At 48.0% G+C, this 13,851-nt stretch carries 11 protein-coding genes; 9 read left to right on the top strand and 2 right to left on the bottom strand.

Features of this window, described 5'->3' with window-relative positions:
* Positions 1–14 precede the first annotated feature (14 nt).
* Together G8759_RS04820 and G8759_RS04825 are read right to left on the bottom strand one after the other, a co-directional pair.
* On the bottom strand, positions 15–905 hold the full coding sequence (locus G8759_RS04820) for a hypothetical protein (protein WP_167205730.1): 891 nt from the start codon (positions 903–905) through the stop codon (positions 15–17).
* Entirely contained in the window at positions 902–1,861 is a 960-nt protein-coding gene (locus G8759_RS04825) for a stage II sporulation protein M (RefSeq protein WP_167205732.1), read from the bottom strand. The genes G8759_RS04820 and G8759_RS04825 overlap by 4 nt, the downstream gene beginning before the upstream one ends.
* 170 nt (positions 1,862–2,031) lie before the next feature.
* On the opposite strand from G8759_RS04825, the gene G8759_RS04830 reads away from it, so the two are divergent.
* The 9 genes from G8759_RS04830 to G8759_RS04870 all read left to right on the top strand — a co-directional run bounded on the left by G8759_RS04830 (position 2,032) and on the right by G8759_RS04870 (position 13,839).
* On the top strand, positions 2,032–2,727 hold the full coding sequence (locus G8759_RS04830; RefSeq protein WP_167205734.1) for an RDD family protein: 696 nt from the start codon (positions 2,032–2,034) through the stop codon (positions 2,725–2,727).
* Between the two features lie 87 nt (positions 2,728–2,814).
* Complete coding sequence (locus G8759_RS04835) at positions 2,815–4,017, top strand: M20 metallopeptidase family protein (RefSeq protein WP_197933092.1); 1,203 nt, start codon at positions 2,815–2,817, stop codon at positions 4,015–4,017.
* A gap of 318 nt (positions 4,018–4,335) precedes the next feature.
* The gene (locus G8759_RS04840) at positions 4,336–4,974 is read left to right on the top strand and encodes a gluconate 2-dehydrogenase subunit 3 family protein (protein ID WP_232074132.1); all 639 of its coding nucleotides are present in this window, start codon (positions 4,336–4,338) and stop codon (positions 4,972–4,974) included.
* Positions 4,975–5,068: 94 nt separating this feature from the next.
* Positions 5,069–6,787, top strand: coding sequence for a GMC oxidoreductase (locus tag G8759_RS04845; protein WP_167205738.1), 1,719 nt, complete (start codon positions 5,069–5,071; stop codon positions 6,785–6,787).
* A gap of 181 nt (positions 6,788–6,968) precedes the next feature.
* Positions 6,969–7,535, top strand: a complete 567-nt coding sequence (locus G8759_RS04850; RefSeq protein WP_167205740.1) for an RNA polymerase sigma factor — start codon at positions 6,969–6,971, stop codon at positions 7,533–7,535.
* A 321-nt stretch (positions 7,536–7,856) separates the two neighbouring features.
* Positions 7,857–8,396, top strand: a complete 540-nt coding sequence (locus G8759_RS04855; RefSeq protein ID WP_167205742.1) for a hypothetical protein — start codon at positions 7,857–7,859, stop codon at positions 8,394–8,396.
* A 68-nt stretch (positions 8,397–8,464) separates the two neighbouring features.
* Complete coding sequence (locus G8759_RS04860) at positions 8,465–9,862, top strand: ATP-binding cassette domain-containing protein (RefSeq protein ID WP_167205745.1); 1,398 nt, start codon at positions 8,465–8,467, stop codon at positions 9,860–9,862.
* Between the two features lie 893 nt (positions 9,863–10,755).
* On the top strand, positions 10,756–11,127 hold the full coding sequence (locus tag G8759_RS04865; RefSeq protein WP_167205747.1) for a hypothetical protein: 372 nt from the start codon (positions 10,756–10,758) through the stop codon (positions 11,125–11,127).
* A gap of 261 nt (positions 11,128–11,388) precedes the next feature.
* On the top strand, positions 11,389–13,839 hold the full coding sequence (locus G8759_RS04870; protein ID WP_167205749.1) for a carboxypeptidase regulatory-like domain-containing protein: 2,451 nt from the start codon (positions 11,389–11,391) through the stop codon (positions 13,837–13,839).
* Positions 13,840–13,851: the final 12 nt, after the last annotated feature.

The raw sequence follows: 13,851 nt of genomic DNA on the forward strand, positions 1-13,851 counted from the left end.
ACCGACTGGCTAACTTAAAAACTACCTTCATCCGTTGAGCGGGGTTGACTGGGGTTCGTACCAATAGAGTCGATGTCCGAAATCAGCCCACGACCCTCCTGTCTTTCAACCAGATTGGTATATTGAAAACCAATAGCGATGTAGAGCATGGAATTCAGTAATGTCCGGCCAACGAGGGCAATAACATTAGCCAGCGTGAGCCATACCACCGAAACATCAGGTAATAGTTTGCCACCAATAAGAAAACCAACGATGGCGCTTGGAATGGCGAAAATGAGCCCTACAATACCGACAATGATGCCCATTACAATAATCAGCCCGAACGTAGACCACCACTTATCCCGGATGAGTTTGAAACAGCGCTCCCAGGTTTTCCCGAAATCGGTGCCTTCAAATGAGGTGACAGCTAAAGAAAGCGATAAGACAACGGCTACATAAATGCCCGGAATGAAAAAGAACATAAAGCCAACGAAGGTGACAATAGAACTCAGGAGCGAAATGATAATCGCGCGGCCAATGGCGGGCTGCACTTCATTCCAGACCTCTTGTACACCAATTGGGGCTCCATTCGTTCGGGCATAAATCTTCATGTGGGCGTAGGTCGTGAGAATAACAACGACATTGGCCAGGATGCTCAGAAGGATAACCAGCCAGAATGTAGGCGATACAAACTGGCTCATGATCTGAAACATGGCCATTGGGTCCGGATTTTTATTGCCGCCTGCCTGTGTCGCTATTTTCAGAAAATTTGACTGGAGAATGCCGGTTGCAATTCCCGCGACCAGCGCAACCGGCCCAACGATATAAAGTAAGGCCATTCCCAGACTGCGGAAGTTCTGGCCGATGTACTGAAACGTAGCATTGATCTTGTTGCCAAAATCGCGCTGCAGAAAAAGTTGAATCATGGCTGACTATTGCGGTTAAGTGAAATAGGGTACAGGATAAAATACCAGATAATAAAAGCGGCTGAAACCAGAATAATGCTACCGCTAATGACAGGTGGTAAGGTCAGCCGGGTAATAAAGCTTTCCAGAAAGCCAGCCATGATAAAGATCGGCACTAGTCCAATAGCGATTTTGAGCCCCTGCTTGATTCCCCGCTTAAACGACTCCAGCCGCGAGTAAGTCCCCGGAAATAACAGGCTATTCCCTACAGTCAGGCCCGCACAGCCCGCAATGACAATCGCCGAAATCTCAAGCGTACCATGAATCCAGATTTTCAGGATTGAATCGAGCAGCAACCCACGTTCATAGAAGAAGTACTGGAAAGAGCCAAGCATCACGCCATTATAGAACAGCATGGCCATCGTGCCGAACGATGCGAACAAGCCAAATATAAATGTACGGAAAGCTACGTAAATGTTATTGAGGGTGATCTGAATAAACATCGATGCCTGGCCCTGACTATTATACACACCCAGTGGATCACCTTTCTTGATGTTTTCGAGCGTCATATTGACGTACTGATCACCCAAAATCAACCGAACGAAGGTGTTGTCGTGAGCGGCCGATACCCAGCCAAGAATACCAGCTGCCAGGAAAATGGCCGCCGATACGGCCAGCAAACGATGCGACTGACGGAATAGCAGCGGTAACTCATACTTCCAGAAGGTGATAAAGCGGCTGCGATCATCGCGCCGGTTTTGCATCAGCCCCCGGTGCATTTGAGCAGTTAACCCGTTGAGATAACGAGTTACATTTGAATCTGGGTAAAACGTTCGGGCATACGACAGATCATCGGTTAGTTCAACGAAGCGATCGGTTAGTTCGTCGGGATCTGGCCGGGCAGCCTTTGCCGTTGAATTCTGTTCGATATCGCGCCACTTGTCGGAGTTGCGTTTAACGAAAAGGGCTTCACGCATAGGTTGTTGATCGATTGTTAGTTCCAGTATTTCATCGGCTAATGTAGCAGATCGTGAAAATTGGTTATTTGTTTACTAAGAACAAAAGAAAGCTTGTTAATTTTGACGATTCACCCGTCTCAACGGTAATTTGCCGGTGATTACTGGTTATTGACGACAAATCATTGACAATGGCTGTTGCTATCCGCACTTCCCAAAATGTTTTACTGGAATACGAACCGGCCAGTCTTGGTGAACGGATTCTGGCCGCACTGATCGACTATCTGGTTATATTTGGTTGGGTTGTGCTAATGGTTACGATACCGAATCGCCTAGGGATTCGGACGGGTAATTTTTACGTTGTTTTTGCGATGCTGCCCGTTGTTTCCTATGACCTGATTTCGGAATGGTTTCTGAATGGACGAAGTATCGGCAAACTGGCCTTGGGCATCCGGGTTGTTATGCTCGATGGATCACCGCCCGGTTTGGGCGCTTACCTGATTCGGTGGTTGCTCCGGATCGTGGAGTCGGTGCTATTTGTGGGTGGAATTGTTCCGGTTATTACCGTAGCCGTTAATGGAAAAGGGCAACGTCTGGGCGATATTGCAGCCGGAACGACCGTTGTTAAACTTAAACCAGCAGTTTCATTAGACGATATCCTGATTCGCCCATTGACAGAAAATTACATCGTTCAGTTCCCCGATGTTCGTTTACTGAGCGACCGCGATATTGGCATTGTTCGCGAAGCACTGCGCCGGAGAGATACCGATGTTTTGATCCGCACCGCTGACAAGATCAAGGAAGTTACCGGCATTCAAAGTTCTATGTCAAGTCAGGCCTTTCTGGAAACGGTTGTCAGCGATTATCAGTTTATAACAACACAGTAATGTCTGGCCCAGATTGCTACGGCAGGCCGTCCTATTGGGCCCATTCTCTTCTATAACGGGTCAAACTCAAGTTTGGCCCAGATAATTATGCTCGAATCAATCAAATCGCTCGCCCGGCAGTATGCGGCTGACATTGTACAGACGCGTCGCCACTTACACGCACATCCCGAACTTTCGTTTCACGAACGCAATACGGCGCGTTTTGTGGCTGACCAGCTAAAAGCTATTGGTATAACTCCGCAAGAAGGTGTCGCCGATACGGGTTTAGTGGCCATTATTGAAGGCAAAACAGGTAATGGTTCATTATCTACATCGAAAGTGGTTGGACTGCGCGCCGATATGGACGCGCTCCCTATCCATGAAGCGAACAATGTGCCCTACAAATCGACCGTCGATGGAGTCATGCACGCTTGTGGGCACGATGCCCACACGGCAAGCCTGCTCGGTGTAGCCCGTATTCTGCATGTGCTACGCGACCAGTTCGACGGAACCGTGAAGCTGGTCTTTCAGCCTGGCGAAGAGAAAGCACCTGGCGGAGCGTCGCTGATGATTAAAGAAGGCGTTCTGGAAAATCCGGCTCCGGTGAGTATGCTCGGCCAACACGTAGCTCCGAATATTCCAGTAGGTAAAATTGGCTTCCGCGAAGGAATGTATATGGCCAGTACCGACGAACTTTACCTGACCGTTCGGGGAAAAGGTGGTCATGCGGCCATGCCCGATAACCTTGTCGATCCAGTATTGATTGCGTCGCACATTATTGTCGCCCTGCAACAAGTCATCAGCCGCAACCGCCCACCCGCCAGTCCGTCCGTATTATCGTTTGGCCGGTTTATTGCCGATGGCGTCACCAATGTCATTCCTAACGAAGTCAACATTGAGGGTACGTTTCGGTGTATGAATGAGGAATGGCGGGCCGAAGGTAAACGCCGGATGGTTAAACTGGCCGAAGGTATTGCTGAAGCGATGGGAGGCTCCTGCGAGTTCAGAATTGTTCACGGCTATCCGTATTTGAAAAACCACCCCGAGCTGACAAGGCGTGTACGGGCGCAGGCCGTCGAATACATGGGCGCAGAAAATGTCGTTGATCTGGATCTATGGATGGCTGGTGAGGACTTTGCGTTCTATTCGCAGGTCGTCGACTCGTGTTTCTACCGGCTCGGAACTCGCAATGAAGCAAGGGGTATCGTTTCAGGTGTGCATACGCCAACGTTCGACATTGACGAAGCTGCTCTGGAAACGGGGGCTGGTCTGATGAGCTGGCTAGCCGTGCAGGAATTGCAGCTAATGTAATCAGCAATGGTGAGAACTCATCCGCATTCCATGGCGCCGTTTATACCGAAAGTCGGGGTGTTGAACGCTTACTCTTGAAGCGTGTAAGCGCTTAATAGACAAGAGTTAAGTAATTTGTATAGTGGATATCAAGACTAAATGAAATCTCCCCGGACCTCATATGAAGTTTGGGGAGTTTTCGTTTAGCTGAAAATCATTTTTATAATTGATATGATCTTCTAAAAGTGTATCTATAAATTGCACAATCCATTCCTTGATTGTTATACATTTGTAATTCCTTACATCGTTCTATTTGAAAGTTTAACTCGCTCTAAGCACATGAACAGAAGAGACGCCCTCATGCGGGTAGCTGCGTTGGCCGGTGCAACCATGACGTTGCCCGCATTGGCCGAAACGCTCGAAGCTTCGGCTACCCGACGCGCCCTGACGGGCAAGCCGCTCTTTTTTACGGCCGATCAGGATGCGACCGTTGCTGAACTGGCTGATACCATTATTCCGACAACATCAACCCCCGGCGCTAAAGCCGCTAAGGTGAACGAAGTCATTGATATTCTTCTGAAAGACTGCTACAAACCAGAGGATCAGCAGCGTTTTCTGGAAGGTCTCACTCAGACAAACAAATTGAGCCAGGATGCCTATGGTAAAGCGTTTGTACAGCTCGATCCTGCACAACGTATTGAGGTTGTGAAAAAGCTCGAAGCAGAAGCCAAGCAACAACTCGCGCAGATGGCTAGTGCAAAGGCAGCCGCCAAAGTGGAAAATTCGCAGGCCGACCTGCAAATGCCCGATTCGAAGAAACGCTACACGCCCTTCTTTACGATTCTTAAAGACCTGACCCTAACGGGCTATTTTACTTCGGAAATTGGTGCCACACAAGCCCTTGAATACGTAGCCGTTCCGGGCCGTTACGATGGTTGTGTTCCGCTCAAAGCCGGTCAGAAGGCCTGGGCCATTTAATGTATAATGAATAATACACAATGAATAATTGAATGGAGCTATCTCCATTATCCCCTACAGGCGACCCCGATTATTCATTATCCATTTAAAAATCATGAATCTTAACATAGACGCAAAAAAAGATATGACTTACGACGCTATTGTCGTAGGGTCAGGTATTTCGGGAGGCTGGGCTGCTAAAGAGCTGACCCAGAAAGGCCTGAAAGTATTGATGTTGGAGCGCGGGCGCGATGTGAAACACATTGAAGGCTATCCTACCGCAACCAATAACCCGTGGGATTTTCCACACCGGGGGCGTATTACGACCATGGCTGCTGAAGAATACTGGGCAAACATGCGTACGGGTTATACCGCCAATGAAGAGTGGCGTCACTTTTTTGAGAACGATAAAGAGAATCCCTACCTCGAAAAACGAAAAGTAGACTGGATTCGCGGCTACCACGTAGGCGGCCGCTCCCTGATGTGGGGACGCCAGAGCTATCGCTGGAACAAAGAAGACTTTATGGCGAATGCCAAAGAGGGTATCGGTGTCGACTGGCCAATTCGCTATGAAGACCTTGCCCCCTGGTATAATTACGTAGAAACCTTCGCAGGTATTTCGGGTAGCAAAGATGGGCTTGACGTTCTGCCGGATGGTAATTATCTGCCACCCATGCAGATGAATTGCCTGGAGAAGGAAGCGAAAAAGAAAATCGAAAAAGCGTTCCCGGCCCGCACGGTAACAATGGGTCGTACGGCTCACCTGACTGCACCCAAACAGCTGCATTACGATCTGGGCCGGGCTGCCTGCCAATTCCGTAATCAGTGTATGCGCGGCTGCCCCTATGGCGCTTATTTTAGCACACAGTCGGCGACGCTGCCAGCAGCAGTCAAAACGGGCCGGTTAACGCTTCGTCCTGATTCGATTGTGGCTGAGGTCCTGTATGACGAGAAAAAAGGAAAGGCTACCGGCGTTCGCGTGATCGATCAGAACACGAAAGAAGTTCGCGAGTATTATGCCCGGATTATCTTTCTGAATGCGTCGGCATTTGCCAGTACGTCGATTCTGATGAACTCAAAGTCGCACCGGTTCCCGAATGGAATGGGTAATGAGTCTGACCAGCTTGGCCGGAACATTATGGATCACCATCTGGCGGTTGGAGCGGCTGGCACATTCGATGGCATGGAAGATCAGTATTATTATGGTCGTCGGGCCAATGGGGTTTATGTACCACGTTACCGCAACTGGGCTGGCGACAAACGCGATTATGTTCGTGGCTTTGGCTATCAGGGCGGTGCCGGTCGGGGCGGCTGGGGACGTGGAAATGGCATGGAAGGTTTTGGTGGTGATTTCAAAGACAGCCTGACCAAACCCGGTCCATGGACGATGAGTCTGGGGGGCTTCGGCGAAATGATTGCCGATCCGAACAACCGCATGACCCTATCACCCGACCAGAAAGACAAGTGGGGACTGCCCCTGATTGTGTTTGACGCAGCTTACGGCGAAAACGAGAAAAAAATGCGCATCGACATGATGAACGATGCGGCCGAAATGCTCGAAGCGGCTGGTATTAAAAACGTGACGCCCTACAACGATGAGTCGAAGCATCCAGGTATTGGCATTCACGAAATGGGTACAGCCCGCATGGGTCGTGATCCAAAAACATCGATCCTGAACGCACACAATCAGATCCATACGGTTAAAAACGTGTTTAACACCGATGGAGCCTGTATGACATCAGCATCGTGTGTGAATCCTTCGCTGACATATATGGCCCTGACGGCTCGCGCTGCCGATTTTGCCGTAAAAGAAATGAAAAAGGGGAATCTCTAATAAATTGCATTTATATGAAAAGGGGGGTGGGCAACGGTTGCTCACCCCCCTTTTTTAATTGCTGATGTTGATCATTTATGCTTTTGACATAGCGAGTCGGGTTGGGCTGTAACAACGCCACGAATTGTTTTCACATAATGATTCGGTTGACTATAAATGGGAAGCTATTGATCAAAAACTCATGACAGATTTGGAGCTTCTTCGGGCGTGTCAGCGCAATGACCCTCGTGCACAAACCGTATTATATCAACGATTCAAGGGGCACCTGATGGGGTTGCATCGTCGATATGCCCGCAATCGGCCCGAAGCCGAAGATATGTTTCAGGAGGGATTTATCCGGATTTTTCAGCAACTCCATACCATTGAGCAACCCGAACGAATGCTTCACTGGATGAAACGGGTAATGGTTAATACCGCTATCAATGCTTATCACAAGAACCAGCAAAAACGATATGAAACAGATCGTCTGGACGAGATAGGCGAAGCTGCACTCGAATGCAGTGCGCATGATTATCGTGACACATTTGCCCGCTTATCGGCCGACGAAGTAGCCAAACTGGTACATGAACTACCCGATGGATATCGGATGGTCTTTAAGTTGCATGTCATGGATGGTTATAACCATCCTGAAATTGCCCAATTACTGGATATTTCCGAAGGCACTTCCAAATCACAACTGGTTCGTGCTAAAAAATCATTGAAAGCGAAACTTAAAAAAATCGGTATTGTCCGTTATGAATGCTGCTGAACTTTCCTGGATCAGTTCGGTACAAAGCAGCCTGTACAATTGATATTCCTGGGATAGAACAACGGATTTGAATTGAAAAGTTGTTGATAAGAATGTAGTTATTCAGGATTTTACGTATCTATGTTAATTTAGTGCCATTATTAGATTTTATGGCAGATAATATGTTGAAAATTAGCATTTTGTATTCAATTTTAGCGAACTGCGAAAAGACGGATTTATTAAGTTTTACAGGAAAAAAACTAAAAAAAGTTAAACAACACCCTATTAGTTGAGTTATACTATAGAATATCAGGTAAAAGTGGTAATCAATATAACTCAACTATGAAAAAGATACTAATGATGGGTTTCATGCTGGCAGCCGGCCTGGCCCTTAATGCGCAAGCACAGACTACGAACACAGGTTCAACCGGCACGACGGGTACCACTACCGGCACGACAGGCACAGGTACTTATTCGAACGGTCAGAATACGGGAACAAACACAGGGACCTACCAATCGCAGCCGCAGACCGGTACAGTTCAGCCACCTACGAATACGGGTACCATGAATAATGGAACAACGTATGGTACAGGCACGACCGGCACGGGTACGACGGGCACCCAGCCGCCAACCACAAATACAGGAACAACATACGGTACGGGTACGACTGGTACCACCGGAGCTACAGGAACAGGCAGTACAACGTCTGGATCCTATTCAACCGGAACCGGTACAATGAACAGCGGTTCTACTACTGGTAGCCAGCCAACAACGGGTACGACTGACCGTGTAAATGGTGGTACGACAGGCAATCCGCCAACTCGTACGAATAGTCGTCCGTCGTCGACAACAACGACTCGACCATCTTCTATGACGTATTAATTGAGCGCAATACGTAAAGAAATAAGCCGTGTGGATAACTTTGCGAAGTTGTTCTCCCGGCTTATTTCATGTCTACTCAAACCGATTTAATAGCATTAAAAAATTTTTCTGTCAATAGATCTGGCAAGGTTATCCTGTCAGAGCTAACCGTAACGATTCGCTCGGGTGAATGCTGGGCTGTTACTGGGCCCACTGGCAGCGGTAAAACCACACTTCTACAAGCACTTGCTGGCCAACTACCAGTCGTACCGGGTACGCTAACCCGTAAACAGTCTGCTGCATTTGTCTCGTTCAAAGAAGAGTCGCAGCAATTCTCCTATAGTGGGCACTTTTATCAGCAGCGTTATCATGCGACCATGAGTGACTCTCATGGCGGAAAACCTGCGTTGACATTACGTGACTATCTTCGCTTTTCTGGATCAGTAGAAGATACGAATTTAGTACAACGGCTCGGACTTGAACCTCTCCTTGATTCGGCATTTATAAAACTGTCAAATGGGCAGACTCGGAAAGCTCGAATTGGCCGCGCATTGTTACAACATCCTGAGTTACTCTTGCTCGATAATCCCTTTGTTGGGCTTGATGCTACTTTTCGCCAGGATTTGAGCCATTGGTTGGGCGATCTCATTCAGCATGGGCTCACACTTGTCGTAGCAGCTGAACCTGATCAGCTGCCTCCCTTTATTACCCATGTATTGGTGCTGGAAAATGGACGGATGGTGGAAGCAGGTCCTAAACAAAGCAGTGTTTGGACAGGAGTGCTTCCGACGAATCCATCATTTCCTGACTTAGAAACGCCCCCAAAACCTGCTGATTTCTCTGAAGCATTCCGACTCACCGATGTTAGTGTGCGTTATGGCGATCGGATTATTCTGGATTCAATCAACTGGGCCGTAAAAGCGAATGAACGATGGGCTTTGATGGGACGAAATGGGGCAGGCAAATCGGTATTGCTGAGTCTGCTCTATGGGGATCATCCGCAGGCTTATGCAAACGATGTGCGTGTATTTGAGCATCGGCGAGGTAAAGGTGAGAGTATCTGGGATGTCAAACGTCGGATAGGTTTTGTTTCTCCTGAGCTGCATTTATATTTTCCTCAACATCTGACGGTTGCACAGGTTGCCTTTACGGGCCTGACCGATACCCTGACCGTTCCTGCCCGTGTGCCAGTCAACGCTGAAACCGACTTACATAGCCTGTTGTCCTACTTTGGCATAGTACAATTAATGGATCGTGCATTTGGAACCTTATCTGTCGGCGAACAACGGCTTGCCTTACTGGTGAGGGCGCTGCTTAAAAATGCACCGGTGTTAATTCTTGACGAGCCATTTCAGGCAATGGATACCCATCGTATTCAATTGGCCCGGCAATTACTTGATTCGTTGCTTAACAAGACTATTTTGTTTGTCACACACGACCGGCGAGAACTACCCAATAGCGTTGATCAGGTTTTTGAGTTAACGTAACGGAGTTTATGTAAAACTTGTTGACAAAAAAGTTACTAAAAAAGTATTTTTCTATAAGTCTAGTAGCTTTTTGTGGTTCTCCAGGTGCACAAGTTTGATAACGTTGGCATGGTTTGTGAGGAATTAGAGCCTCACTTTTTATAATGGCAAATTGGATGAATCTGCCTTGTCATTAGAACAATAAGTGGTCTATTATAAATTGAATAATACTCAACTTCCCTTCATGTGTTACTTTCAGTAGCGCTTGGCATGATATTAGTCTATTATACTGCTATTACGCAGGATGTATGACAAAACGGCTACTGAATAAATTTATACAAAATATTTCGTGGGTGATTATCGGGATACTGGTAACAAATTTTTCTGTTGCCAGCAGGTATGCATTGGCTAATACATACCAAAACCCAGAGGCAGCCCTTATTATTGGTACAGTCAAATCTAAATGCTGTAATGAATTTGGCTCATTGACTGCTACGGGCTTCACAGGAACTGCTATATGGTCGACTGGGGGCAAAGCCGTAGTTCATTCCGTAACTCCTTGGATAAAGGCCAGGTTTCGGGCTATTGGTGAAATTGGATCCTGCCGAAATGGTAATTCAGAAGCTAAATCGATAACCGTCCTGCCTATTGCCCAGAAATTCTTCTTTACTTCTACACTTACGCACGGCGATCCGTTTCAGATACCTTATTTAGCAAAGACATTTAGTACTACTAGCCTAAACTCTGGTATTCGCATAGACACGCTAGAATGGGTAAAAGGCGTTGTATGTTTGCAGAACGGGCTCGGGAGCCACACTGACGAGGCTTCCTGGCAGAGCACTGGAGAACGATTTGTTGCTGGTCTGTTAACCTCAAGCAGCCCCGAGCCTGATAGGAGCAGCCTTTGTGTTAATGTGTTAACTCGGATTAAGACAATTGCTCAGGTTGGGTCGCGGGAAATGGCGAGTTTCAGGAAGAATGTGAATGAGCTCGGTTGGGCTGAGGAAGGTACTGCGCGGTTAGTCGACTTGGCATATCAATTAAAAGTGTTGAATGGAAGTAAACTGGCATTGACGAAGCCACTGGTTTTGAATGATCTGGATGCTGTATTGGTCATTATAAGCGACAGAGCACAGTCAGTGTATGCCGCAGGTGAATCAGTGACAAATCCTGTCTACACGGGCATTTGTGATGATCAATCAATGAACGGAATCAGTTCCGATCCGGGCGAGAATGGAGAGCCAACCGACAACGACAAACCAGCCCGTGTAATCGGAGATATATAATCGTTGGAGAAACACTAAACAGCGGAGCAGTGAGTATAAAAATAACTGAGATGATGCCGCAAATCTGGGAGCCAAGACTGCCAACAACAGTTAGTGATTACCAGACTGGATTTATTATAATCAGATTTGATTAAGTGACGGCCCTGAATTCGTGCATTTTTTGATAATGGCCCGTTGACTTTTGAGAAGTGAACTTTAAGGCGGATAAATCTGCCAATTGATAGATCAGAACCGGCTTTGCCGGACGTAAGTACGATACCAATGAGAACAAGTTGGGTAAAGCTGATTTTGGGCGTGATACTATGGCTTGGCTGTTCAACAACGGCCTGGTCACAGGCAGATTCGTTATTACGGCAGGCAGAACGTCTGCTCAGTTATAAAGCGTATGGCCGCGCCATTGATGCCTACTCGCAGATCCTGTCAGAACAGGGCGACCAGCTTACTGCTGCCCAGAAAGCCATAGCACAGGGGAAATTGGCTTACGCTTATCAGCAGGTTGGCGATGGCGTGAAGGCCGAACGCTATTATCGCGAGGCTCTGTCCACCGGAACGGATGAGGATCCACAGCAGCTATTGCAGTTTGCACAGACACTGGCCAGTAATGGCAAGTATCAGGAATCACAAAAACAATATGAACGATACCTGCAATTAAGGGAAAATGCGCCCTCCCGTCGACCATCAGTAACGCCAGATAGTGATGTCCCGATTTCAGGTGGCCGAAAAGAAGCGATCCGTTACCGATTAGAATACCTGGCCCTGAATTCATCAGGAGAAGAATTTAGTCCGGCGTTTTATCAGGAAGGATTGGTGTACGTATCTGGTAAAAAAGGAGGCTCCGCTATTGAAACTAAAGGGAATGGCGGAGGGGCAGGTTATCTGGATTTATTTTATGTCCCGAATCGGAATAGCCTGAAAATCGCCAGTATCATCAATGCCGATGGAAGTACCAGTAAGCCGGTAAACGAACGGATAAAAAACGAGCGGCAGGTGGGTAGCGATGAATATACGCGACCAACGGCCAACGATTCACGAACGGTGCCCGGTTTCGATGCCGGCATCAACATTACAGAGGGATTGGGTTACGATGCACGATCTACGAGTTCCGGGCAACGATTCAGTAAAACAATTAATACTAAATACCACGAAGGGCCAGCAACCTTCTCCAAAGATGGCTCCCGCATTATTTTTACGCGCAATAACTACAATGAAGGCCGCTCCGGAAAGAGTGATGAAGGTGTTAACAAACTCAAACTCTATACGGCTCGCCAGCAGAATGGGATCTGGATCGATGTTGAAGAACTACCTTTCAATAGCGATGAATACTCGGTTGGTCACCCAACCCTGAGCCGCGATGAACAGTTCCTTTACTTTGCGTCAGATATGCCCGGCGGTTTTGGTGGGACAGATATTTACGTTAGTCGCTTTCTGAATGGGCAATGGGGAAGACCGGTCAATCTTGGGCAGACCGTGAATACAAAAGGAAATGAGTTATTTCCCTTTGTTGACGATATGGGCAACCTCTATTTCTCGTCCGATGGTCGTGGAGGGCTTGGCGCTCTGGATGTCTTTTTCGCCACGTTGGCCAATCCGTCGACAGTACAGTCGGTTGAGCATCTGGATGCACCGATCAACTCCGCCGAAGATGATTTTGGCCTGATTACCGACGCCGGTCGGCGTGGCGGGTACTTCAGTAGTAGCCGGCGTGATGGCAATGATAATATCTATCGTTTCGTTCGGGAAAGCTCACTTTATGGATGCCGTGACCTGACGATTCGACTGTATGACACAAACACCGATGCGCCCTTAGACAGCGTCACCGTACTGGTGAAAGCAAAGGGCGAAGGACGGCCGGATCAGACCATAACAACCGATCGCAGCGGACTGGTGCGCATATGCCTGGAGGGAAACAACAATTTTACCTTTCAGGCCAGTCGCGACGGCTACATCAACAGCACGATTGGTTTTACGACTCGCGCGCTGACCGACGATCAGCCTTCGCGGCTTGAGATATCGATGATGAAACCGACGGTAATTATGGATACCATTCCGGATGCGTCGGCAGGACCTGTTTCGTTGACGCGCTCGCGAATTAGAGGAATCGTAATTAGCGAACGCGACCGAAGGCCTATCGAAGGCGTAACGGTTCGGCTTCGGAATGAGTGTGATCGTACCCAGCTTGAATACGTGACCGGCTCCGATGGACGCTATAGCTTCGATCTTGACCCCGGCTGTGATTATACACTGGTTGCGTCGAAACCGGAGTTTGGAACAAATACCAATCGAATCAAACGGCTCCCCAAAAAGGCAAAACCAAAGGAGTTGTCGGCCGATTTACGCATGCTGAGTGTTGGAGACGTTGTTACGATTGATAACATTTATTACGATCTGGATCGGTATAGCCTCCGCCCGGATGCGGCCCGTGAATTGGATCGACTGGTTGCTACGATGCGTAAATATCCGTCGTTAGTCATCGAAATTCGATCGCATACCGACAGCCGGGGCGACGCTGGCCATAACAAAATACTATCGACCGAACGGGCTAAAGCTGTTGCCAATTACCTCAATTCGAGAGGGATTAGCCGTAAGCGCATGGTGGCAATCGGAATGGGTGAGTCGCAGTTAGTGAACAACTGTACCGATGGTGTTATCTGCACCGATGCCGAACATCAGCGAAATCGCCGGACAGAGTTTAAGGTAGTGTCAATAAAATGATGCGTGATGAAT

The sequence above is a fragment of the Spirosoma aureum genome (assembly GCF_011604685.1).
Classification (GTDB): Bacteria; Bacteroidota; Bacteroidia; order Cytophagales; family Spirosomataceae; genus Spirosoma; species Spirosoma aureum.